The 23,675-nt window shown below is 66.9% G+C and carries 21 protein-coding genes; 14 read left to right on the plus strand and 7 right to left on the minus strand.

Annotated elements, in window-relative coordinates; genetic code table 11:
- Positions 1-6 precede the first annotated feature (6 nt).
- The gene (locus M4578_RS16405) at positions 7-555 is read right to left on the minus strand and encodes a carboxymuconolactone decarboxylase family protein (RefSeq protein WP_258094370.1); all 549 of its coding nucleotides are present in this window, start codon (positions 553-555) and stop codon (positions 7-9) included.
- Positions 556-674: 119 nt separating this feature from the next.
- Between M4578_RS16405 and M4578_RS16410 the strand changes: the two genes are divergently transcribed.
- On the plus strand, positions 675-1,610 hold the full coding sequence (locus M4578_RS16410) for a LysR family transcriptional regulator (protein WP_258094371.1): 936 nt from the start codon (positions 675-677) through the stop codon (positions 1,608-1,610).
- Between the two features lie 153 nt (positions 1,611-1,763).
- On the opposite strand, the gene M4578_RS16415 is transcribed toward M4578_RS16410, so the two are convergent.
- The 4 genes from M4578_RS16415 to M4578_RS16430 all read right to left on the minus strand — a co-directional run bounded on the left by M4578_RS16415 (position 1,764) and on the right by M4578_RS16430 (position 8,155).
- On the minus strand, positions 1,764-4,883 hold the full coding sequence (locus M4578_RS16415; RefSeq protein ID WP_258094372.1) for an efflux RND transporter permease subunit: 3,120 nt from the start codon (positions 4,881-4,883) through the stop codon (positions 1,764-1,766).
- Positions 4,880-6,223 carry an efflux RND transporter periplasmic adaptor subunit gene (locus tag M4578_RS16420; RefSeq protein ID WP_258094373.1) on the minus strand — a complete coding sequence of 448 codons (1,344 nt, stop codon included), beginning with the start codon at positions 6,221-6,223 and terminating at the stop codon, positions 4,880-4,882. The genes M4578_RS16415 and M4578_RS16420 overlap by 4 nt, the downstream gene beginning before the upstream one ends.
- Positions 6,224-6,348: 125 nt before the next feature.
- Positions 6,349-7,125 carry an enoyl-CoA hydratase-related protein gene (locus tag M4578_RS16425; RefSeq protein WP_258094374.1) on the minus strand — a complete coding sequence of 259 codons (777 nt, stop codon included), beginning with the start codon at positions 7,123-7,125 and terminating at the stop codon, positions 6,349-6,351.
- A gap of 7 nt (positions 7,126-7,132) precedes the next feature.
- A complete protein-coding gene (locus tag M4578_RS16430; protein ID WP_258094375.1) occupies positions 7,133-8,155 on the minus strand; it encodes a zinc-binding dehydrogenase in 1,023 nt (340 codons plus the stop codon).
- Positions 8,156-8,315: 160 nt separating this feature from the next.
- Between M4578_RS16430 and M4578_RS16435 the strand changes: the two genes are divergently transcribed.
- Positions 8,316-9,482 (plus strand): acyl-CoA dehydrogenase family protein, encoded by a 1,167-nt coding sequence (locus M4578_RS16435; protein ID WP_258094376.1) that lies wholly within the window; start codon positions 8,316-8,318, stop codon positions 9,480-9,482.
- 44 nt (positions 9,483-9,526) lie between these two features.
- On the opposite strand, the gene M4578_RS16440 is transcribed toward M4578_RS16435, so the two are convergent.
- A complete protein-coding gene (locus tag M4578_RS16440; protein ID WP_258094377.1) occupies positions 9,527-10,036 on the minus strand; it encodes a MarR family winged helix-turn-helix transcriptional regulator in 510 nt (169 codons plus the stop codon).
- A 204-nt stretch (positions 10,037-10,240) separates the two neighbouring features.
- On the opposite strand from M4578_RS16440, the gene M4578_RS16445 reads away from it, so the two are divergent.
- The 12 genes from M4578_RS16445 to M4578_RS16500 all read left to right on the plus strand — a co-directional run bounded on the left by M4578_RS16445 (position 10,241) and on the right by M4578_RS16500 (position 22,686).
- Entirely contained in the window at positions 10,241-11,017 is a 777-nt protein-coding gene (locus M4578_RS16445) for an SDR family NAD(P)-dependent oxidoreductase (protein WP_338054567.1), read from the plus strand.
- 10 nt (positions 11,018-11,027) lie between these two features.
- On the plus strand, positions 11,028-11,810 hold the full coding sequence (gene badI / locus M4578_RS16450; RefSeq protein ID WP_258094379.1) for a 2-ketocyclohexanecarboxyl-CoA hydrolase: 783 nt from the start codon (positions 11,028-11,030) through the stop codon (positions 11,808-11,810).
- 39 nt (positions 11,811-11,849) lie between these two features.
- Positions 11,850-13,085: an ABC transporter substrate-binding protein gene (locus M4578_RS16455; RefSeq protein ID WP_258094380.1), complete on the plus strand. Its 1,236-nt coding sequence runs from the start codon at positions 11,850-11,852 to the stop codon at positions 13,083-13,085.
- A 52-nt stretch (positions 13,086-13,137) separates the two neighbouring features.
- The gene (locus tag M4578_RS16460) at positions 13,138-14,010 is read left to right on the plus strand and encodes a branched-chain amino acid ABC transporter permease (protein WP_258094381.1); all 873 of its coding nucleotides are present in this window, start codon (positions 13,138-13,140) and stop codon (positions 14,008-14,010) included.
- The gene (locus M4578_RS16465) at positions 14,007-14,975 is read left to right on the plus strand and encodes a branched-chain amino acid ABC transporter permease (RefSeq protein WP_258094382.1); all 969 of its coding nucleotides are present in this window, start codon (positions 14,007-14,009) and stop codon (positions 14,973-14,975) included. The genes M4578_RS16460 and M4578_RS16465 overlap by 4 nt, the downstream gene beginning before the upstream one ends.
- A 1-nt stretch (position 14,976) precedes the next feature.
- Positions 14,977-15,723 (plus strand): ABC transporter ATP-binding protein, encoded by a 747-nt coding sequence (locus tag M4578_RS16470; protein ID WP_258094383.1) that lies wholly within the window; start codon positions 14,977-14,979, stop codon positions 15,721-15,723.
- Complete coding sequence (locus M4578_RS16475) at positions 15,723-16,430, plus strand: ABC transporter ATP-binding protein (RefSeq protein ID WP_258094384.1); 708 nt, start codon at positions 15,723-15,725, stop codon at positions 16,428-16,430. The genes M4578_RS16470 and M4578_RS16475 overlap by 1 nt, the downstream gene beginning before the upstream one ends.
- Positions 16,431-16,443: 13 nt before the next feature.
- Positions 16,444-17,604 (plus strand): cyclohexanecarboxyl-CoA dehydrogenase, encoded by a 1,161-nt coding sequence (aliB, locus tag M4578_RS16480; RefSeq protein WP_258094385.1) that lies wholly within the window; start codon positions 16,444-16,446, stop codon positions 17,602-17,604.
- A gap of 22 nt (positions 17,605-17,626) precedes the next feature.
- Positions 17,627-19,282, plus strand: coding sequence for a cyclohexanecarboxylate-CoA ligase (gene aliA, locus M4578_RS16485; protein ID WP_258094386.1), 1,656 nt, complete (start codon positions 17,627-17,629; stop codon positions 19,280-19,282).
- A complete protein-coding gene (locus M4578_RS16490; protein WP_258094387.1) occupies positions 19,279-20,049 on the plus strand; it encodes an SDR family NAD(P)-dependent oxidoreductase in 771 nt (256 codons plus the stop codon). Before aliA ends, M4578_RS16490 begins: the two co-directional genes overlap by 4 nt.
- 9 nt (positions 20,050-20,058) lie before the next feature.
- Entirely contained in the window at positions 20,059-22,116 is a 2,058-nt protein-coding gene (locus tag M4578_RS16495) for a 3-hydroxyacyl-CoA dehydrogenase NAD-binding domain-containing protein (protein WP_258094388.1), read from the plus strand.
- 129 nt (positions 22,117-22,245) lie between these two features.
- Positions 22,246-22,686 (plus strand): acyl-CoA thioesterase, encoded by a 441-nt coding sequence (locus M4578_RS16500; RefSeq protein WP_258094389.1) that lies wholly within the window; start codon positions 22,246-22,248, stop codon positions 22,684-22,686.
- Positions 22,687-22,708: 22 nt separating this feature from the next.
- On the opposite strand, the gene mtgA is transcribed toward M4578_RS16500, so the two are convergent.
- On the minus strand, positions 22,709-23,464 hold the full coding sequence (mtgA, locus tag M4578_RS16505) for a monofunctional biosynthetic peptidoglycan transglycosylase (protein WP_258094390.1): 756 nt from the start codon (positions 23,462-23,464) through the stop codon (positions 22,709-22,711).
- Between the last annotated feature and the right edge of the window lie 211 nt (positions 23,465-23,675).

The raw sequence follows: 23,675 nt of genomic DNA on the forward strand, positions 1-23,675 counted from the left end.
GGGGCGTCAGGCGGCGACGCCCTCGGCGACGGGGAAGTCGATCTCGGTCTTGGCGACCTCGTTGAGATAGTTGGTCCAGATGTTCAGCGCGACATGCTGCACGATCTCCACGATCTGGGCGTCGTCGTAGCCGGCGGCGCGCACGGCAGCGAGATCGGCGTCGGCCACATGCCCGCGCTGCTCGGCGACCTTGACCGCGAACACCACCGCTGCATCCGCCTTGGCGTCGGTCGAGCGGCCCTTGCGGTTGGCGGCGATTTCCTCGGGCGAGAGCTTGGCGAGATTCGCGCCCAGATAGCTATGCGCCGACAGGCAGTAGCCGCAGCCGTTGAACTGCGCGATGGCCAGCGCGATGCGCTCGCGGGTGGCGGCGGGCAGGCGGCCCTTGCCGAGCGCGCCGAAGAGCCCGAGATAGCCTTCCAGCGCGGCGGGGCTTTGGGCGGCGAGCCGGAACAGGTTCGGCGCGCTGCCGAGCTGTTTGCTCACCTGCTCGAGCAGCGGGCGCGAAGCCTCGGGCGCGGCGTCGATGGTGGCGGGAATGTCGATGCGGGACATGAGTGTCTCCTTTGCGGTTGCTGTTGCAGCGCCAACATAAGACTTCCGATTTTGATGGGGATTGCGTAAAATCTGGAAGTATCCTTCCAAAATTTGGAAGCCTTTCGGAGTATGCCGGCATGACCGACCGCCTCGAATCCATGACGATCCTCGTTGCCGCGGTGGAGGCGGGCAGCCTGTCGGCGGGCGCGCGCCGCCTCGGCCTGCCGCTGGCCACGGTCAGCCGGCGGGTGGCGGAGCTCGAGGAGCTTCTGGGCACGCAGCTTGTCCAGCGCTCGCCGCGCGGGCTGACGCCGACCGAACCGGGAGAGGCTTATCTCGCGGCCTGCCGCAGCATTCTGGAGCAGGTGGGAGAGGCCGAGCGCATGGCCGCGGGCGAGTTCCGCGAGCCGAAAGGGCTCTTGAGCCTGTCGGCGCCCATCGTGTTCGGGCGCCTGCATGTCCTGCCCGTGGTCGGGGATTTTCTCGAGCGTCACCCCGAGGTCGATGTCCGGCTGGAGCAGACCGACCGCCCGGTGAGTCTGACTGAGGAGCATTTCGACGCCGTCATCCGCATCGGCGATCTGGCCGACAGCGCCCTGCGCGCGCGCCGCATCGGCGAGGTGCGCAGGCTGATCTGCGCCAGCCCGGCCTACCTCGCGGCGCGGGGCCGTCCGCAAACGCCCGAGGATCTTGCCGGGCACGATTGCATCTCGTTCGACCGCCTGCTGCCCGCCGGCCGCTGGAGCTTTGGCGAGGGGACGGCAGAGCGTCAGGTCCGCAGCCGGGCGCGCATGTCGGTCAACACGGCGGAAGCCGCCATCGCCGCGGCGGAGGCGGGGCTCGGGATCACGCGGGTCCTGTCCTATCAGGTGGCGGAGTCGGTTGCGCAGGGGCGGTTGCGGATCGTGCTGGCAGAGGAAGAACCGGCCCCCTGGCCGGTTCACATCCTCTTTCGTGCGGGAATCGTCCCGCGCAAGCTGCGGGCCTTCGTGGATTTCGCGAGCCCCCGGCTGGCTGCGGCGTTGTCGGCGCACGGGGCGCGGCTCGCGGAGGCCCCGGTGTCCGGCACATAGCGGGGGCGGTGCTCGCTTTGCGCTGGCCGGGATCAGGCCATCGAAGGTGGGTCGCCCCTGCCGGATAGTGACAGGGCAGAGGCGCGTTTTTCCGCCACGCCAATGGGGGCCGTCCGGGGGCGGGCACCCGGTGTGACGGGGACGGGGTGGCGCTCAGCCCGCCGGTCTGGGCGCGGGCTCCGGCGTTTCTGGGCGTGTCCGCAGCCCGAGATCCATCAGCACGGCGATGACCGCCGGGGTCACGAAGAGCGCAAGGAAGGTGGCGGCGGAGAGACCGAAGGCAAGGCTTGCCACGATCGGGCGCAGGAACTGCGCCTGTGTGCTGGGTTCGAACAGCAGCGGGCCGAGACCGACCACGGTGGTGAGCGAGGTCAGGAAAATCGCCCGGAACCGGTCGCGGACGGCTTCGCGCCCGGCGTCGAGCACGTCCATCCCCTGTTTCAGCCGGTCGTCGATGAAATTCACCAGCAGGATCGAGTCGTTCACCACCACCCCGGCCAGGGTCGCGAGCCCGACAAGGCTGGGCAGCGAAATCTGTAGCCCCAGCAACATATGCCCCCACATCACCCCCACGAGGCTGAGCGGGATCGCCGCCAGCACGGCGACGGTGCGCACGAAACTCTGGAGGTAGAAGGCCAGCAGCAAAAACACGCCGCCTGCCCCCAGCACCATGTTGCGCGCCAGCGAACCGCCGGTGGTCGAGGTGTCTTCGGCCTCGCCCAGAATCTGCACCGAGATGTCCGGGCGTTTCGCCGCCAGTTCGGGCAGGTAATCGGCTTTCAGCGCGGCCATCAGCTCGCGGGCGTTGGCGATGGCGGGGTTGATGGTGCCCTGCACCCGGACGCTGCGCTGCCCGTCCACCCGGTTGATCGTGGCAAAGCCGCGCGATTGCGCCACCGTCGCCACCGCCGACAGCGGCACCAGCGCGCCGCCGGAGCTGCGGATGCGCAGGTCGAGGATGTTGGACAGCGCGACCCGGTCCGTTTCGGCAAAGCGCGCCACGACATCGAGCTCGCCCAGCTCGTCGGCGTAGCGCAGGGCGCTGTCGCCGCGGAAGGCGGCGCGCAGCTCGTTGGCGATGGTCTGCGGGGTTACCCCCAGAGTGTTGGCGGCGGCGGTATCGAGCCGGACCAGATATTCCGGCTTGCCCGGCATCAGGTCGAAGGTCACGTCGCGCACGCCGGCGAAATCGCGGAAGAAGCGGCGTAGTTCCCGCGCGGTCGTGGCGAGATCGTCGAGGTCGGGGCCTTGCACCAGAAGGTCGATGGGTTTGCCGCCGGCGCCGCGTTCCTTGTCGGTGATGCGGAAGGCGGCCATGTCGGGCAGCCGCCCGGTCAGCGACTTCCAGCGGTCGAGCACCTCGGTCACGTCGGTGCTGCGTACACCGGCGGGCAGCAGCTTGGCGCTGACCGTGGCCATATGGGGGCCGGTCCCGGAGGCGTCGGGATTGCTGCCGTAGGTGATGGTATAGCTTTGCACCAGCGGCTGGCCGTCGGGCTGCGCGGGCGTCAGCTCGTCGTTCATCGTCTCGAGCGCCGACACCACCTTGGTCACGCGCTTTTCCGTCAGGGCGAGCGGTGCACCCTCGGCCAGCAGCAGCCGTGCCTCGACCGTGTCGCTTTCGAGCTGCGGAAAGCTCTGGTACTTGATGAAGCCGCCCGAATACGGGGCGAGCGACAGCATCACGAGGAACACCGCGATTCCCAGCGTGGCGTAGCGAAAGCGCAGCGCAAGCGCCGCCAGCGGTACGATTGCCGCGTCGCGGAATCGCGCAAACCCGTCATTGACCGCCTGACTGATGCGGCTCGGGCCGCTGAGCTTGCCCAGCGAGTGGCGCATATGCGCGGGCAGGATGAGAAACGCCTCGACCAAACTGATCGCCAGCACGATCAGCAGGACGATGGGGATGTATTTCAGCACCGCGCCGATGCTGCCGGCCATGAAGCCCAGCGGGCCCACGATCATGGCCGTGGTCAGGAACGAGGCGAAGACGCCCGGTCCGACCTGCCGCACGCCGTTCACTGCTGCCTCGCGCGGGGATTCCCCCGCCTCGCGTCGGCGCACGATGTTCTCCGAGATCACGATGGCATCGTCCATCAGCAGACCCACGGCGATGAGCAGCGCCACCATCGTCATCATGTTGATCGTGTAGCCCAGCAGCTCCATGGCGAAGATCGCGCCAAGGAAGGATACCGGCAGCCCCATCGCCACCCAGAAGGACAGGCGGAAGCCGAAGAACAGCCACATCACCGCCAGCACGAGAATCAGACCCTGCGTGCCGTTCTCGGCGATGATGCGCAGGCGGTCGGTGATATTGCTGGTGGAGTCCTGCGAGATCGCAAGCTGGATATTGCCCGGCGCCTCGGCCTGGGCCCGCGCGAGCTGCCGGTCGAGCGCGGCCTTGACCCGCAGCGCGTCCTGCGTCGCGGTCTTGTTCACCGCGACGATGGCGGCGCGTTTGTTGTCGTAATAGGCGGCCTGCGCGGGATCGTCGAAGCCCGCGGTGATCCGGGCCACATCGCCCAGAAGCAGCCTGCCGCCGGTCTCGGAGCCGGCAATCGGAATCCGCGCCAACTCGGCCGGGGTGCGCTTTTCGCCCAGAAACCGGATTGCCGCGTCGCCATCGGGGCCTTGCAGCGTGCCCGCGGGCAGGTCGAGGCTGTGCTGGGCCAGGACAGTGCCGATCTGTGCGATGTTCAGCCCGTGGCTTTGCAGCGCGACCGCGTCGAATTCCACGGCGATCTCGCGATCCGAGAACCCGCCGATTTCCACATCCGAAATCTCGGGATCGGCGCGCAGGCGTTCGGCCAGCGCCGAGGCATAGGCGAACAGGACCTGCGGGTCCTCCGGGCCGGTCACCGCGACGGAAGAGACCGAGGCCACGCGCTCGACCACGCGCGTTACCGGGTCTTCGGCCTTGTCGGGAAAGCCGGTGACCCCGTCGATGGCGGCTTTCAGATCGTTGTGAAACCGCGTCATATCGGCGCCTTCGACGATCTCGGCGGTGATCACGGCGGTGTTCTCGCGCGACTGGCAGGTCAGGCGCGACAGGTTCTCGACGCTGCGCAGTGGGGTTTCCGCCATGACGCAGATGCCGCGTTCGACCTCGGCGGGCGTGGCCCCGGGATAGGCGATGCGGATCTCTACGTCCGAGGGGGCGACCAGCGGGAAGGTGTCGCGCTGTAGCTTGGGCAGGGCCGAGAGGCCAAGCGCCAGCAGCGCGATCATCAGGATGTTGGCCGCGGTCGGGTGAAGCGCGAAAAGGCGGATCATTTTTCGCCCTCTTGCGACTTGCCCTTACCTTGCCCCTGTCCGGACCCCGCAGGCGCCGCCTGACCCGTCGCCTCGGCCTTGAGCGCGGCCAGGCGGGCGCTGTCCTCGACCGGTTTCACCTGCATTCCCGGGACCGCAATGGTGGGCGAGGTGATCACCAGTTGATCGCCGGCCTCCAGCCCGCCGCCGATCACCGCGAGGTCGCCCATGGTGAAGGCAATGGAGACCTTGCGCTTTTCGAGAACATTGTCGCCGGTCACAACCAGCGCATTGCCGTCCCAGACCGCCTCTGCCGGAGCGGTGAGCAGCTCGGTCTCGGGGACCATCAGCAGCACTTCGACAAACATGTTGCGCCGCAGGGGCGGGCGCTCGCCGGCGGCGGCCTGGCCCAGCGGGTCCTCGACGCGCACGACGACGGTCGCGCTTTGGGTGTCGCTTTCGATGGCATCGCCGACACGCACCACCTGGGCTTTCCAGGTCACGTCGTGACCGGGCGCGGTCAGCCGCACGCGGGCCTTCAGATCCGTCACCGCAGCGCCGGGGCCCGCCAGCCGCAGCAGCGGCCCGACATGGCCCATGGGGAACTTGGCGGCGATCTCGGCCGCCTCGACGCCCTCACCCGAAAGCAGGGTCTGACCGGAGCTGACATATTGTCCCTCGGCCGCCGAAACCTCGGTGATCCGCAGATCGTAGGGAGCGCGGATCTCGGTGAATTCCAGAGACCGCGAGACCGAGGCTTTCTGCGACAGCACCACGTCGCGCTCGGCCTTCGCCAGCCGCCGCTCGTTTTCGATCGAGGTCACCTGCGCCCGCGCCGAAAGCTCTTGTCGCCGCGCCGTGTCGAGCCCCGCCCGGGTGGCGACCCCCTGCGCGGTCAGTTGTTCCTGGCGGTTCAGCTCGGCCTGCGCCAGCGCGAGGTCGGCCTTGCCGATCTCGAGACTCGCGGCGAGGGTCTGGTCCTTCACATCCGCCGCCGCAAGCTGCGCGTCCATCTGTGCCAGCGACAGCCGCAGATCGGCGTCGTCGATGCGGAAGAGCGGCGTGTCCGCCGGCACCAGCGCCCCGGGCGCCAGATCGTCGGCCCGTGCCGAGATGTCGCCAGCGATCCGCGCGACGGCACGCCATTCGCGCACCGGCGCGACGGTGCCGTAGCCCGAGATGCGTGGCACCACCGGCATCGGCGCCATGGTCAGCACCCGCACAGGCGTGGCGGGGCGCTTGATTTCGCTCTCCGCCGGCGGCTGCTTGAGCGTCTCGGCATAGACGAAGGCCGCCGTGCCGAAGGCTGCGGGGATGCCAAAGGCCAAAATGCGGCCGGCCCATCTGCCCAAACCTGCCATCGCTGCTCGCCTCCCGGTTACATTGCGACTGTTGAATGAGAGTAGAAAACAGCCTGGCTCCGGGAATGGCAATCACGTTGTTGCGATCTTTCGGCAGCGGCGCCGGTGCCGCATGCTGGGCGGGGTCAGCGGTTGCGGAACGCCGGCGGGCGTTTCTCGGCAAAGGCGGTCATGCCTTCCTTGCGGTCCTCGAGGGCAAAAGTCGCGTAAAGCAGCCGCCGCTCGACATAGAGCCCTTCCTGTAGATGGGTCTCGTAGGCTTTGCTGACCGCTTCCTTTGCCAGTTGCATCACCGGGCGCGAGCGTTTCGCCAGGGTCTTGGCCAGCGTCATGGCCTCTGTCACATGATCTCCCGCCGCGACCACGCGGCTGACCAGCCCCATGGCCAGCGCCTCTTCGGCCGACAGGGCGCGGCCGCTCATGATCATGTCCATGGCCACGGCTTTCCCGACGATTCTGGTCAGCCGCTGTGTGCCGCCGGCGCCGGGAATGATGCCGATGGCGGTTTCCGGCAGGGCAAAGCGCGCGGTTTCCGAGGCGATGACGATGTCGCACATGAGCGCCAGTTCGCAGCCGCCGCCAAGTGCGTGGCCCGAGACCGCCGCGAGGGTAGGCTTGCGCACCCGCGCCAGCCCTTCCCAGGTGGCGGTAATGAAATTCTCTTCATAGACTTCGGCAAAGCTCTTGTCGGCGATTTCCTTGATGTCGGCACCGGCGGCAAAGGCGCGGTCCGAGCCGGTGACGACCAGAGCGCCGATCGCGGGATCGGCATCGAAGGCTGCGGCAGCCGCCGAGATTTCGGCGGTGATCTGGCGGTTGAGCGCGTTCAGCGCCTCAGGGCGGTTCAGGGTGATCAGACCGACGGGGCCGTCGGTGGAGACAAGAATGCAGTTGTAGCTCATGGCGGCCTCAGGCGATGCGGATCAGGATCTTGCCCATGCGGGCAGGGGTTTCGAGATGGTCGAAGGCGTCGGGAACATCGGCGAGCGCGAAGGCCCGGTCGATGAGCGGTTCAAAGCCGCCGGTTTCCCAGGCCCGGATCAGGCGGCGGAATTCTTCCATCGAGCCCATGGTGGCGCCATGTACCGATAGCTGCCGGACAAAGAGCCGTTGCAGATCGGCAGAGGGATGCGCGCCGGTTGTGGCGCCGCAGGTCACCAGATGCCCGCCGCGCGCCAGACTGCGCAGGGAGGCGCCCCAGGTCGCTTCGCCGACATTGTCCACGACCAGATCGGCGCCTTCGCCGTCGGTCAGGGCGGCGATGGCCTCGGGCAGGTTCTGGGTGCGATAATCGATCGTCTCGATGCCGAGCGCGCGGAAATGCGCGCCTTTGTCGGTGCCGCTGGTGGTGGCAATGACCCGGGCGCCCGCCATCCGGGCCAGTTGTACGGCGGCATAGGCGACGCCACCGCCCGCGCCCTGGACCAGCACCACCGAACCGGGCCCCACGGGGGCCTTGCCGAAGACCATGCGCCAGGCGGTGAGATAGGCCACACCCAGCACCGCAGCCTGGTCCATGTCGGCCTCCGGCGCGAGGCGGATCAGCGATCTTGCCGGCAGGACGACCTCTTCGGCGAAACTGCCGTGGCGGTGTTCTCCGAGGATGCGGGCGGTCCGGCAAAGCGGCTGGTCGCCGGCCAGGCAGGCGCGGCAGGTGCCGCAGAACTCATAGGGGTACAGAATGACCTTGTCGCCAGGGGCGAGGTCGGGCCGTCCCGGGGCTGAAATCAGCTCTCCGGCGCCGTCTACCCCCATGATCAACGGCAGATCATGGGTGATGCCGGCGCCGCTGTCGCGCATGTAGAGATCGACGCGGTTGACCGAGGCGGCGCGCATCCGCACGCGCGCCCATCCGGGCGGGCATTCGGGCGAGGGCATCTCGCGCAGCGCGACGCCCGCCTTGCCCCGCTGGTGCAGAACGATGGCTTTCATGGTTGTCCTCCCAGGTAATAATGTAAATATATTGCCTTAATATGGCAAGACTCTACTATTCTTCGTGGGTCTAGATAGATTTTTAAGGTGAAAATTGAGATTGATCTTACTGAGTCCGGGATTTATAAGTAAATATATTGCTATAAAATGGGAGGGTTTTGTGGCGTTGGATTCCGACACGCTTGCGCAGCTTTGCGCAACCTTGCGTCGCTTTGTCGATGAGCAGCTGATCCCGGCCGAGGCCGAGGTTTCGGAAACGGATGCGATCCCGGATCGCCTCTTGATGCAGATGCGCGACCTGGGTCTGTTCGGCCTGACCGCGCCCGAAAGCTATGGCGGGCTGGGCCTGACCATGGAGGAAGAGGTCATGGCGGTGTTCGAGCTGGGGCGCGCGGCCCCGGCGTTCCGCTCGGTCTTTGCCACCAATGTGGGGATCGGGATGCAGGGCATCGCCATCGACGGGACCGACGCGCAGAAGGCAGCCTATCTTCCTCGGCTCGCCTCGGGCGAGTTGATCGGCTCCTTTGCGCTGACCGAGCCGGATGTCGGGTCGGATGCGGGCGCGGTGAAGGCCACGGCGCGCCGGGAGGGGGACAGCTATGTCCTGAACGGAACCAAGCGGTTCATCACCAATGCGCCCTATGCGGGGCTGTTCACCGTGATGGCGCGCACCGATCCCGACAGTCGGGGGGCGGCTGGCGTATCGGCCTTTGCGGTCGAGGCGGGGACGCCCGGCCTGTCCACCGGCAAGCCGGAGAAGAAGATGGGTCAGCAGGGCGCTCATGTCTGCGACGTGATCTTCGAGGAGTGCCGGGTGCCGGCCTCGGCCCTGATCGGCGGCGTCGAGGGGCAGGGCTTCAAGACGGCGATGAAGGTGCTCGACAAGGGCCGGCTGCATATCGCGGCGGCCTGCGTCGGGCTGTCGGAGCGGATCATCGACGACATGCTCGATTACGCGGTGACCCGCCGGCAGTTCGGCAAGAGCCTGGCGGAGTTTCAGCTTGTGCAGGCGATGTGTGCCGACTCGCGGGCCGAGGCCTACGCCGCGCGCTGCATGGTGCTGGACGCGGCGCGCAAGCGCGACGCCGGGCAGGACGTGAGTGTCGAGGCGTCCTGCGCCAAGATGTTCGCCTCGGAAGCGGTGGGGCGGATCGCCGACCGCAATGTGCAGGTGCATGGCGGCAACGGCTATATCCGCGAATATCGGGCCGAGCAGTTGTTCCGCGATGCGCGGCTGTTCCGGATCTATGAGGGCACCACGCAGATTCAGCAGATCATCATCGCCAAGGCCATGGTTGCCCAAACGCGGGTGCGTTTGGGGCTTTGATCGCTGCGGGCCGGGGGGTCCCGGCCTGCGGATCCTGGCGGCGGCTATTCGGCCGCCTTTTTCTCGGTGTGGTTCTCGGGGTCGATCGCCTTGAAGTTGCGCAGCATCTTGTCGAGGTAGTGGATCATGTGGATCCGGTCCTCGGTGGAAAAGCCGCGCAGTGCGTCGTCGTAATAATCCGAGATGACCGGGCGCATGTTCTCGTCCCAGAGGCTGCGGCCCTTTGCGGTCAATCGGATCAGCCGCGAGCGGTTGTCGTTCTGGTCCACCGCGCGCTCGATGTAGCTGAGGGTTTCCAGCCGGGTCAGCACGCCGGTCAGGTTCTGCCGGCTGACCAGCAGGAAGGTTGCGAGGTCGCCCACCGCCACGCCACTTTCGAACTCGGGCCGCGTGAGGGCTCCCAGTACCGCCCATTGCTGGGTGGTGATGCCGTAGTCGTCCAGCGCCCGCGTGCCCGTCTTGTGCAGCATGTTTGCGCATTGATAGAGGCGAAAGAAGAGCCGGTTGCTGAGCTGCGGCCCGAGATCCCCCCAATTTTCGCTCTCTTGCGTCATGCCCGGCACTTTGCGGCCAGCCCGGGAGAAGGTCAAGATGCGCTGCGCGTGCGAAATAAAGTAAATATATTGACATAAAATCCTCTCTCCATCATGTTTCGAGTCAGGGAGGCCGTCCAGAGAGTGGATAAGGCGATTCGACGAAAATATGGGTAAATTCCCATTTTTCGGCTGGATGCCTGCGGCCTTGGAACTGGAAAGGAGATGGCGTTGCGTGGCCTGAGTGGGAAAGTAGTTGTCGTAACTGGTGGCGGCGGGGGAATTGGCTCGGCGACCTGCCTGCGCTTTGCGGCCGAAGGGGCACGGGTGATCGTCGCCGATATCGGCGCGGAGGCGGCGGAAAAGATCGCCGCGCAGATCCGTGCAGAGGGCGGCGAGGCGCAGGCATTGCAGGTCGATCTGACCGACTATGAGGCAAGCTGCGCGGCCGTGGCACGCGCCGAGGCCGAGGTCGGCCCCATCGACATTCTGGTCAACAATGTGGGCTGGGATCTGTTCGTGCCCTTCCTGAAATCCGAGCCGGATTTCTGGAGCAAGATCATCGACATCAACCTGCGCGGCGTTCTCAACATCACCAAGCCGGTGCTGGCCTCGATGGTTGCGCGCAAGGCGGGCGGCCGCGTGGTCTCGATCGGTTCCGACGCCGGGCGTGGCGGGTCATCGGGCGAGTCGGTCTATGCCGCCTGCAAGGCGGGGGTGATCGCCTTCATGAAGACGCTGGCGCGCGAACATTCGCGTCAGGGCATCACCTTCAACACGGTCTGCCCCGGCGTCACCGAGACGGCGATGCTCGAGAGTTTCATGGAGGCTGCGGGGGACAAGGAAAAGCTGCGCACGGCCTTTACCCGCGCGGTGCCGATGGGGCGGATGGGCCGCCCCGACGATTTGCCCGGCGCGATCCTGTTCCTGTCGAGCGACGATGCCGCCTTTATCACCGGTCAGGTGATTTCGGTATCCGGCGGCCTGACCATGCACGGCTGAGGAAGGCCCGATGGATTATACCGATATTCTCTACGAACTGCGCGGCGGTGCCGCCTGGATCACCATCAACCGCGCGGACAAGTACAACGCCTTTCGCGGTCAAACGGTGGATGAGCTGATCGACGCGTTCCAGCGTGCCGGCTGGGACCGCGAGGTGGGCGTGATCGTGCTGACCGGCGCGGGGGACAAGGCGTTCTGCACCGGCGGCGATCAGTCGGCCCATGACGGGCAATACGACGGGCGCGGGGTGATCGGCCTGCCCATCGACGAGTTGCAATCGCTCATCCGCGATGTGCCGAAGCCGGTGATCGCGCGGGTGAACGGCTTTGCCATCGGCGGCGGCAACGTGCTGGCGACGATCTGCGATCTGACCATTGCCTCGGACAAGGCGCAGCTCGGTCAGGTTGGGCCCAAGGTCGGTTCGGTCGATCCGGGGTTTGGCACGGCCTATCTCGCGCGGATCGTTGGCGAAAAGCGTGCCCGCGAGATCTGGTACATGAACCGCCGCTACACCGCCGCCGAGGCGATGGAGATGGGGCTGGTCAATGTGGTGGTGCCGCATGACGAGCTGGATGCCGAGGTCGACCGCTGGGTGGCCGAGCTGATGGAGCGTTCGCCCACCGCCATCGCGCTGGCCAAGGTCTCGTTCAACGCCGACAGCGAGAACATCCGGGGCATCTCGGCCATGGGGATGCGGGCACTCAGCCTCTACTACGACACGGACGAGAGCAAGGAGGGCGGCATCGCTTTCCGCGAGAAGCGCAAGCCGGATTTCAGGAAATTCGGGAAGTGACGCGCTGACATTCCATCAAGCAAACTAGGGAGGAAGTTCATGCTTGAGAAGACACAGGGCCGCAGGACGGCCATCGCTGCCGCGTTTCTGGCGCTGACCCTTGGAGGAGGGGCAAGTGCCGAAGGCGCGGCCGTCAAGGTGGGCTTTGCCGCCGATCTGACCGGTGCCTGTGCGGCATTGGCCGAGGACGGGCTGAACGGGGCGACACTCGCGGCCGCAGAGCTGAACGATGCGGGCGGCATTCTGGGCCGCCCGGTCGAATTGATCGTGCGCGACACCCAGACCAAGCCCGACGAGGGTGCCAAGGTGGCACGCGAGCTGATCACCGACGAAGCGATCGACGTGCTGACCGGGGTCTGTTCCTCGGCGGTGATGCTGGCCGAAAGCGCCGTCTCCAAAGAGCTGAAGACGCCGTTCTATGCTGCCATCGGCTCGACCCAGCGTGCCAATATCGAGCTGTTCCAGCCCTATTTCTGGCAGGTGCAGGCCAACGCCACGATGGAGGCCTATGCCGCCGCCGAATATGTCGCCAAGAAAGCCGATTGGAAACGCATCTCGACCCTAGGGTCGGATTACGAATGGGGGCACACCTCGGTGGCGGCCTTCACCGAACGGCTGAAGGAACTGCACCCGGACGTGGAATTCGCCGATCCGATCTATGCCAAGGTCGGCGAGACCGCGATGGCGCCCTACATCACCGCCACGCTCGCGCAGCGCCCGGACGCGGTCTATGCGCCGCTCTTCGGCCCGTCGCTCAGCGCGGTTCTGAAACAGGGCCAGGGGTTCGGCTTTTTCCAGCGCAGCGCGCTGGTCACGCTGATGACCGTCGATACGCTGCAATCGCAGGGCGCCGCGATGCCCGACGACAATGTCTTCGGTATCGCGCGTGCACCCTTCTTCGCGCTCGAGCAGACGCCGGAGGTCACCGCCTTCATCGACAGCTACCGGGCGGCGTTCGGGGAATATCCCACCGACTGGGCGATCAGCGCCTATGACGGGCTGAAGTTCTATGCCGCCGCCGCGGAACATGCGGGCACGGTCGAGGCGGAGCCGCTCATCGCGGCGGTGGGCGAGATCACCTATGACGGGCTGCGCGAACGCGGGCTTCGGGTGCGCGCGCTCGACGGGCAGATGAACGCGCCGAGCTATGTCGGCAAGGCATCCCGCGTCGAGGGTTACGCCTTCCCGATCCTGACCGAAGTGGAAAAGTTCGACGGTGCGCCGCTGATGCCGGCCGAGGAGTTCATCCTCAAGGCCCGCGCTGCCGCGCAGTAACGGCAGGAGCCCCGGAGCGCGGTGCTCCGGGGCCAGCCACAGGAGTTTCCGGATGATCCTGATCCAGCTCGTCAACGGGCTCATGGAAGGCATGACGCTGTTCCTGATCGCCTCGGGCCTGACGCTGATCTTTGGTGTGACCCGCATCATCAACTTCGCGCATGGCTCGCTCTTCATGTTGGGCGCCTTCGTGACCTATGAACTGGTGCCGCTGATCGGCCCCGGCACGCTCTGGGGGTTCTTTGCCGCGGTGCTGCTGGCGGGGCTGGCGGTGTCGCTGCTGGGGATGCTGTTCGAGATGCTGGCGCTGCGGCGCATCTACGGCGCGGACGGGCTCATGCAGCTTATCGTCACCGTGGCGCTGGTGCTGATCCTGCGCGATGTGGTGCGGATGATCTGGGGGCCGAACAGCCTGAGCGTGCCGATGCCCGACCGGCTGATGGGCGCGCTTCAGATCGGCGACAGCTATTTCCCGCTCTTCCCCATCGCGGTGTTCCTGGCCGGGCTTGTGGTGGTGGTGGCGATGATCTGGGTGATCTATTTCACCCGCGCCGGCATCCTGCTGCGCGCCGGCACCGACGACCGCGGCATGGTCGCGCTATGCGGCGTGAACGAGCGTCTGATCTTTACCGCCGTCTTTGCCGCCGGCGCCTTTCTGGCGGGGCTCGCGGGCGGGCTCGCCGCACCCTATGGCGAGGTGAACCACCTGCTCGATACCACGGTGATCGTCTCGGCCTTTATCGTCTGCGTGATCGGCGGGCTGGGCAATCTTTATGGTGCATTGGCGGGCGCGCTGCTCGTCGGGCTCACCAAGGCCATTGGCGTGATGTATTTTCCGCGCCTCTCGATGGTGCTGATCTTTCTGATCATGGCGCTGATCCTGATCGCCCGCTCGATGGGCCGGCAGGGGGGGACCGCGCGATGACCGATCCGAAAACCCTTTGGGCAGCGGTCTCGCGCGCCGCGCTGAACTGGAAGCTGCTGGTCCCGCTGGCTGTTGCGCTCGAGCTTTTCAACCGGTTGTCGCCCGCTTCCAGCTCGACCCTGCTGACCGAGGTGGCGATTCTCGCGCTCTTCGCCACCTCGCTGAACCTGCTGATGAGCTTCGGCCATATGGTTTCGTTCGGGCATGCCGCCTATTTCGGGCTGGGGGCCTACGGGTTCACGCTGGCGGTGACGCGCGGCGGGCTGGCGCCCGAGATGGCGCTGCTGGTCGGGCCGCTGGCGGCCGCGCTGGGCGGGCTGGTATTCGGGGCGCTCTGTGTGCGCCTGACCGAGATCTATTTCGCCATGCTGACGCTCGCCTGCGCGCAGATCACTTATACGGTGCTGTTCCAGTGGTACGATGTCACCGGCGGCGACACCGGCATCACCGGCTTCATGATCCCGCGTCTGGGTCTGTCCGAAACCGGCTATGCCAGCCTGGTGCTCGGTCTGGTGGCGCTGGCGCTGCTGGCGCTCTGGATGATCGTCAAATCGCCCCTGGGGCTGATGATCCGCGCGGTGGGGCAAGACCGCGCCCGAGCCGAGGCTCTGGGCCTCGCGGCCCGCAGGGTGCAGCTTGTGGCCTTTGTCATCGCGGCGTTCTTCGCGGGGATTGCAGGCACGCTCTATGCGGTGCTGCACGGGTCCGCCTTTCCCGACTACGCGGGGCTCGGGCTGACGCTCGACGGGCTGATCATGGTGGTCCTGGGCGGGCTCAACAGTTTTGCCGGCGGCATCTGGGGCGCGGTGATCTACGAGATGCTGTCCAATTTCGTGCCGAAGTTCATCCACCAGTGGGAGCTGGTTCTGGGGCTGCTGCTGCTCGGCATCTGTCTGGCCATGCCGCACGGGTTTGCCGGGCTGCTCGCTCGGCTGGGCTGGCGCGGCGGCAAGGGGGAGAAATAGGATGGCGCCGATCCTCTCTGCAAGACACATCCGCAAGAGCTATGGCGCCTTCGTGGCCCTGCGCGACATCTCGCTCGACATTCCGCATGGCGAACGCCACGCGCTGATCGGGCCGAACGGTGCAGGAAAATCCACCTTCATCGCCTGTCTGGCGGGACAGCTTTCCGGCGTCGAGGGGCAGATGCTGTTCAAGGACGAGAACGTCGCCGCCCTGCCGCCAGCCGCGCTGGCGCGGCGTGGCATCGGGCGCACCTTCCAGATCAGCCGCGCCTTTCTACAGATGACGGTACTGGAAAACCTCATGGCCGCGCATGTCATCGCCTCGGGGCGCTGGGCGGCGCTGTCGCGGCGCATCTATGGCGAGCGCATCGACCGGGCGCATGAGATGCTGGTCACCGTGGGGCTGGCCGACCGCGCCCGCGACAGGGTGGCGGATCTGAGCCTGGGCGACCGCAAGCGGCTGGAATTCGGCATGGCGCTGGTCGGCGAGCCCGAGCTGCTGCTGCTCGACGAACCGACGGCGGGCATGTCGATCAAGGAGCGCCACGGGCTGATGGACATGGTGGCCGAGCGGCTCGCCTCCGAGGGGCGCACGCTGCTTTTCGTCGAGCACGACATCGACGTGGTGATGAAGATCGCGCAGCGCGTGACGGTGATGGTGCGCGGCGCGGTGCTGGCCGTCGGCACGCCCGAAGAGATCGCGGCCAATGACGAGGTGCAGGCGGTCTATCTGGGAGGGGGGCACTGATGCTGCGAATTTCCGGACTTCAGGCCGCCTATGGCAAGGCGGAGGTTCTGCACGGCATCGACCTCGAGGTCGCGCCGGGCGAGGTGGTTTGCCTGATCGGCCGCAACGGGGTCGGCAAGAGTTCGACCATGAAGTCGATCGTGCGCGACCAGATCGCGGTGACCGGCGGCGATATTCTGTTCGAGGGCCGGTCGCTGGCACGAATGCGCCCGCATGACGTGATCCGCCGCGGCGTGGGCTATGTGCCCGAGGACCGGCGCGTCTTTGCCTCGCTCTCGGTTCTGGAAAACCTGCGCGTGCCGCGCCCGGTGCGGGCGCAGGACCGCCGCCGCTGGACCGTCGAGGAGGTGTTTCAGCTTTTCCCGCAGCTTCACGATTACCGCAACCGCAAGGCCGGGGTGATGAGCGGCGGCGAGCAGCAGATGCTCTCGGTCGCGCGCGCCCTGCTGACCTGCCCCAAGCTGTTGCTGCTCGACGAGCCGCACGAAGGGCTGGCGCCCAAGATCGCCGAGGAGGTGGTGGATGCCATCGTCGAGCTGAAGCGCGAGGGCGTGTCGATGGTGGTGTCCGAGCAGGCGCTCAACACGATCCGGCGCTGTGCCGACCGGGTCTATGTGATCGACCGGGGGGTGACCGTGTGGAGCGGCACCGTCGAGGGCTTTTACGCCGACCCGGAGATCACCCGCAAATATCTGATGGTTCAATAGCGAAAGGCAGGCGATGTATCCGACCATTTTCGATACCGAGGAACTGACCGCCCTGCGCGATCTCGCGCGCAAATTTGCCAGCGAGAAACTCGCGCCCGGCTATCAGGACCGGGAGAGCAGCGGCGCTTTCGGGGCCGATCTGCTGCGTGAGATGGGCAGCCTAGGGCTGATCGCGCCCGAGCTGCCCGAAGAGTTCGGCGGCCTCGGTGCCGGTTCGATCTATTCGGGGGTGATCATCGAGGAAATCGGCCGTGCCGATTTCAACTTCGGCTATGTGAACATTCTCGCGTCGCTGAACGGTCAGATCCTGGCCAATTTCGCCAACCCCGAAATCAAGCGCCACTGGCTGCCGAAACTGATCGCCGGCGAGCTGATGGTTGCCATTGCGCTGACCGAGCCGCGTGGCGGCTCGGACGCGGCCAGCCTCGGGCTGCGCATGGAGCGCGACGGCGACCACTACGTGCTGAACGGCGAAAAGACCTCGATCTCCGCCGCCGATCAGGCGGCCGGCGCGGTGGTCTTTGCCCGCACCGGCAGACCCGAGGACAAGGCGCGCGGCATCTCGGCGATCTTCGTGCCGATGGACACGCCCGGCCTGTCGACCACGCGGTTCACCGATCTCGGCCAGCACGCCATCGGGCGCGGCTCGATCTTCTTCGACAATGTGCGCGTGCCCGCCGATCATCTGCTGGGCGACGAGGGCAAGGGCTTTGTGCAGGTCATGCAGGGCTTCGATTTCTCGCGCTCGCTGATCGGCCTGCAATGCCTCGGCACCGCGCGGCAGTCGCTGGACGAAACCTGGGCCTATATCGGCGAGCGCAAGGCCTTCGGCAAACCTTTGGGGGCCTTCCAGGGCATCAGCCATCAGCTTGCCGATTTCGACACCCGGGTCGAGGGCGCGCGGCTTTTGTCGCTCAATGCGCTCTGGCTCAAGGACAACGGTCTGCCACATGTGGCCGAGGCCGCCATGGCGAAATGGTGGCCGCCGCTGCTGGCCTATGAGGCGGTGCATGCCTGCCTGCTGATCCACGGCCATGCCGCCTATTCCAACGAGCTGCCCTTCGAGCAGCGGCTGCGCGACGTGCTTGGCCTACAGATCGGGGACGGCACCGCGCACATCATGAAAAACATCATCGCCCGGGAACGGGCCGGTCGCGCCGCCGTCGCCGGCTGAGCGCAAAACGGGAGGAGGACCCATGCAATTCGATGCCGTTCTGATCGAGCCGCGCCGCAAGCAGATGGAAGAGGCGGGTTTCTGGCCGGGCAAGACGCTGCTCGACTATTTCGAGGCCTGTCTGGCAAGCGAGCCCGATGCCCTAGCCCTGACCAGCTTTGTGGTGGCCAGCGGTGCACGCCGTGACCTGACCTGGGCCGAGATCGACGCCCTGTCCTGGCGCGCGGCCGAGGGGCTGCGCCACCTCGGGCTGGGCAAGGACGATGTACTGGCCTGCCAGCTTCCCAACAGTTGGGAATTCATCGTGCTTTACATCGCCTGCCGCAAGCTGGGGATCGTCTTCAACCCGGTGATGCCGATCTTCCGCGAGCACGAGCTGCTGTTCATGCTGCGGCATGGCGAGGCCAAGGCCTTTGTCGTGCCCAAACTGTTCCGCGGCTTCGATCACGAGGCGATGGCCGAGGCCATGCGCCCCGACCTGCCCGACCTCGCGCATGTCATCGTCGCCGGGGGCGAGGGGGCGAATGCCTTCGATACGCTGCTGCTCGATCCCGAATTCGAGCCGGGACTGGAACTGCACGAGCTGTCGCAGCATCTGCGCGGCGATGCCAATGACGTCTGCCAGTTGATCTATACCTCGGGCACCACGGGCGAGCCCAAGGGCGTGATGCACACCGCCAACACGATGTATTCCAACCTCGTGGCCTATGCCGACCGGTTGGGGCTCGGGGCGCAGGACATCGTGCTCATGGCCTCGCCGATGGCCCATCAGACGGGGTTCATGTACGGGTTTCTGATGCCGGTGATGCTGGGTGCCCGCATGGTCCTGATGGATAGCTGGGACAAGGATCTGGCCGCGCGGCTCATCGCCGAGGAGCGCATCAGCTTTACCATGGCCTCGACGCCCTTCCTGATGGATCTCTCCAACGCGGTGGCAGAGACGGGCGCCGACAGCTCCTCGCTGCGGATCTTCCTCTGCGCCGGCACCGCCATCCCCGGCCCGCTGGTGGAGCGGGGGCAGAGTGTGCTGGGGGCCAAGATCATCTCGGCCTGGGGCATGACGGAAAACGGTGCGGTGACCCTCGTTGCGCCGGAGGATCCCGACGAGCGTTCGGTGCACACCGACGGCTTCCCGCTGCCGGGAGTCGAGTTGCAGATCCGTGGCGCGGAGGGTGAGCTGCTGGGCCATGGTCAGGAGGGCGAGCTGTATGTGCGCGCCTGTTCGAATTTCGCGGGCTATCTCAAGCGTCCGCAGTGGAACAACACCGATGCGGAGGGCTGGTTCGACACCGGCGACATCGCGCGCATGGATGCGCAGGGCTATATCCGGATCTGCGGGCGCTCCAAGGATGTGATCATCCGGGGGGCCGAAAACATCCCCGTGGTCGAGGTCGAGGCGCTGCTCTACAAACATCCGGCGGTGCATCAGATTGCCATCGTCGCCTATCCCGACGACCGTCTGGGAGAACGGGCCTGCGCGTTTGTGGTGCCGAAGCCGGGGCAGCGCTTCGATTTCGACGCGATGGTGGCCTTTCTCGATACGCAGCATCTGGCGCGCCAATATTACCCCGAGCGGCTCGAGATCCGCGACAAGCTGCCTGCGACCGCCTCGGGCAAGATCCAGAAATTCGCGCTGCGCAACGAGCTCAAGGCGGAATACGAGGCGTTGCAGGCATGAGCACCGCCTGTCTCGCGACGCCCCGGGCCGTCGTCACCGGGGCGGGTGGCCCGATGGGGCACGCGGTCGCGCGGCGTCTGCTCGAGGCGGGCGCGCGCGGGGTGGCGCTGACCGACATCTCGGGCCGCCGGCTGGAGGGGACGGTCGCGGCCCTGCGTGGGCAGTTTCCGAAGGCGCAGATCGTGGCACAGCGTGGCGACGTGACCGATGCCGGTGAGGCCGGGGACTTTGCCGCGATGGCGCTCGAGGCGCTCGGCGGGATCGACGTTCTGGTGAATACGGTGGGCGGGCTGCGCTCGGACCGGCTTTATACGCCGCTGCTCGAGATGGACGAGGCGCAGTGGCGGGCGACCTTCGATCTGAACCTCATGGGGGCGTTCCACCTGATCCGCGCCTTCGCGCCGGGCATGCGGGCGCAGGGTGCCGGGCGGATCGTCAATTTTGCCACCATCGTCTTTGGGGGCGAATATGGCCAGGCCGATTATGCCGCCGCCAAGGCGGCGGTGGCGTCGCTCACCCGCTCGCTCGCTGCCGAGCTGGCGCCGCATGTCACCGTCAACGCGGTGGCGCCTGGGCTGACCCGCACCTCGGTCACCGAGACCATTCCCGCCGAAGAGGCCGCGCGCCTGACCGCGCTCGCCTTCAACCGCCGCATGGCCGAGCCCGAGGAGATCGCCGAGGCGGTCGCCTTCTTCGCCAGCGAGCCCGCCCGTTTCGTCACCGGCGAGATCATGGCGGTCTCGGGCGGCATTCATCCGCATCTCTAGAGGCTCCTCATGTCCGATCCGGTTCGTTTTTCTCTCGAGGGTACGGTGGCGCGGATCGTCATCGACAACCCGCCGGTCAATGTGCTGTCGCAAGCGGTGCGCAGGGGGCTGATGGCGGCATTCGACGCCGCCGAGACCTCGGGTGCCAAGCGGGTGGTGCTGAGCGGGGCAGAGCGCGCCTTTGTGGCCGGGTCCGACACGCGGGAGTTCGATCTCCCGCCGCAGCCGCCCTATCTGCCCGATATCTTCGCCCGGATCGAGGCGTTCCCGCTGCCCGTCGTCGCCGCGATCAATGGCGCGGCGCTGGGGGGCGGGCTGGAACTGGCGCTGGTCTGCGCCGCGAGGGTGGCGGTGCCCGGCGCGCAGTTGGGGATGCCCGAGGTGACGCTGGGCGTGGTGCCGGGGGCCGGCGGCACGCAGCGGTTGCCACGGCTGATCGGCTTTGGCGCGGCGCTGTCGCTGATCTCGGAGGGCCGGGTGATCGGCGCCACCGAGGCGCGGGAGCTGGGATTGGTCGATCTCCTTGCGGCGGATGCCGCAGACGAGGCGGCGCGGCTTGTCCTGCCGGACCGAGCCGCGACCGGGGCGATGCCTGCTCCGCCGCGCGATGCCGATGCGGTCGAGACCGCCCGTACCCGTGCGGCGCGGCGCGCCCGCGACCAGATCGCGCCGCAAAAGGCCATCGACCTGGTCGATGCGGCGACGCGCCTGCCCCTGAAGGAGGGGTTGGCGCTGGAGCGCGAGACCTTTCTCACCCTCAAGACCTCCGATCAGGCGGCGGCGCTGCGGCATGTGTTCTTTGCCGAGCGCGCGGCGATGGCGCGGGGCCGCAAGGGCGGCGCGGCCATCGAGACCGCCGTCGTGGTGGGCGGGGGCACGATGGGAAGTGCCATTTCCTATGCATTGGCGCAGGGCGGAACGACCGTCGCGCTGGTGGAAACCGATACGGCTGCGGTCGAGCGCGCGCGAACAGTGATCGCGGGGCTCTATGCCGAGGCCGTGGCGCGCGGCAAGCTCTCCTCTGGCGCGGCAGATGCCGCGTTAGCCGCGCGCCATTCTTTTCATGTGGGCTATGACGACCTGCCGCCGGCGCAGATTGCCATCGAGGCGGTGGTCGAGGATCTGACGGTCAAGCGGCAGGTCTTTGCCGCGCTCGACGCGGCGCTGCCGCCGGACACGATCCTGGCCACCAACACCTCCTATCTCGACCCGAACGCCATTGCCGAGGGGCTGCGCAACCCCGAGCGGTTTCTCGGCCTGCATTTCTTCTCGCCGGCGCATGTGATGAAGCTGGTCGAGGTGATCCGTGCCGGCGAGACGTCGCCGGAAACCCTGGCCACCGTGCTGCGGCTCGCAGGGCGGCTTCGCAAGATCCCGGTGCTGGCGGGGGTCTGCGACGGGTTCATCGGCAACCGCATCCTCACCGGCTACCGCCAGATCTGCGATGTGATGCTGCTCGAGGGCTGTCTGCCTGCGCAGGTCGATGCGGCGATGCGCGATTTCGGCATGGCGATGGGCCCATACGAGGTGCAGGACCTTTCCGGACTCGACATTGCCCATGCCAACCGCAAGCGGCTGGGCTGGGCAGAGCGGACGGATCTCCGCTATGTGCCCATCGCCGACCGGATCGTCGAGGAGACCGGCCGCCTCGGGCGCAAGACCGGTGCCGGCTGGTACGACTATGCCGGGGGCGAGGCGCAGCGCGCGCCGTTGATCGAGGCGATGGTCATCGAGGCGAGCGCGCGTGCCGGCCTGACGCGGCGCGCTTTCACGGATGCGGAGATTGCCGAGCGTGCCAGCGCCGCAATGATCGTGGAAGGGCTGCGCATTCTCGAGGAAGGGATCGCCGCAGACGCCGCAGACATCGACCTTGTGATGGTGCATGGCTATGGCTTTCCGCGCTGGCGGGGCGGGCCGATGCATCTGGCCGAACGCACTGGCCTGCCGGAGATCCTGGCCCGGATTGCGGGCTATGCCGCCGCCGACCCGCTGTCCTGGTCGGTGCCCGGAAATCTGCGCCGGGCGGTTGCCGGGGGGCAGGGGCTGGAGGCAGTGAGGACAGACTGATGACCGGGCGCCGCGTCCCGGTCGCGGATGTCGGGCGGGACCGCTGGCATTCGCGCCAAGCCGGCGTCAGAATAGGCGGGCTGCCCCGCGTCGAGGGCGGCGGCGGTTCGAGGCGACGCGAGGGAACCCATGGACGAGTATTTCGAGTGCACACGGCGGGTCGGCTTCGGCGACTGCGACCCGGCACAGATCGCCTATACCGGGCGCATCGCCAATTTTGCGCTCGATGCGCTGGATGCGTTCTGGGAGGATCTTCTGGGCGGCGAGGGCTGGTTTCAGATGAATGCCGAGGGCGGTTACGGGCTGCCCTTCGTGCGCATCGAATACGATTTCAAAAGCCCGATCGTTCCGGGGGCTCCGCTGTTCCTTCAGGTCTGGCCGGTTCGGCTGGGGACAAGCTCGGTGACCATGGCGGTGCGCGGCGTGCATCGCGGGGCGGTGTGTTTCGAGGCGCAATTCGTCTCGGTCTTCACCGACCGGGCGAGCTTTGCCAAGATCGCGGCGCCGGATCATGTCCGCGCCGCGCTGCTGCGGAGCTATCCGGCCATCGCCGACGCGGTGTCTCCCTAACGGGCAGGGCCGTGCCGGCGTATCATTCGAAACAGGCGGCCCGGCCGTCGCGGGCGATGGTGGCGGCGCCATCGCGGATCTGGGCCGCGCGGCGCTGCACAAAACCCGACGGGCGCGAGGCCGAGCGTCCCTTGGGGTCGGGCAGGATCGCCGCCAGGCGTGCGGCCTGTGTCGCCGAGAGCGCCTCGGGGCCGACACCGAAATAGTGCCGCGCGGCGGCTTCCACGCCAAAGACGCCCTCGTCGAATTCGGCGATGTTGAGATAGACCTCGAGGATGCGTCGTTTCGACCAGAGCGCCTCGACCGCCGGGGTGATCAGCGCCTCCAGCGCCTTGCGGATCCAGCTGCGTCCCTGCCAGAGATAGACGTTCTTGACGACCTGCTGGCTGATCGTCGAGGCGCCGCGATTGCCGCCCTCGGCGATGGCGGCGCGGATCGCGCGCATGTCGAACCCCCAATGGGTGCAGAAATTGGCATCCTCGGCGGCCACGACCGAGCGCAGCATGACCGGCGCGATCCCGGCGGCATCGACCCAGTGCTGATCCACCCGCTGACCCAGCCGCTGACCTTCGGACCACATGGTCCAGGTGGTGGGCGGGTTCAGGACCTTGTAGGTCAGCACGCAGAAGAGCAGCACCGCCACCGCCGCGAGGGTCAGCCGCAGTGCCTGCCGCGTCAGCCAGCGCATCGGCCGGAACCGCCGGCGCGGTGCCGCGACCGCCTCGCGCAGCTCCTTGGTCTTTGCCGGTTTCTTCGATGTTTTTGCTGCCCGCGCCATGGCACCAGACTTACACAGCGCAATCGCCGGGGGAAAGCGTTCGACATGCACAAGGCCCGGTTCGCCTGCGCGCGCCGGGCCTTGGCCGCCCCTGTGGAACGGGACGTTCCTCAGCACTTGCAACCGAACTCCACGTCTCGTTCGTACCAGACATTTTCGGAACAATTCCTTTATCGCCGCCAAATCGGGTCGTACCGCGCGCAGAATGTGG

This window comes from Salipiger pentaromativorans, assembly GCF_024721115.1.
GTDB lineage: Bacteria > Pseudomonadota > Alphaproteobacteria > Rhodobacterales > Rhodobacteraceae > Salipiger > Salipiger pentaromativorans.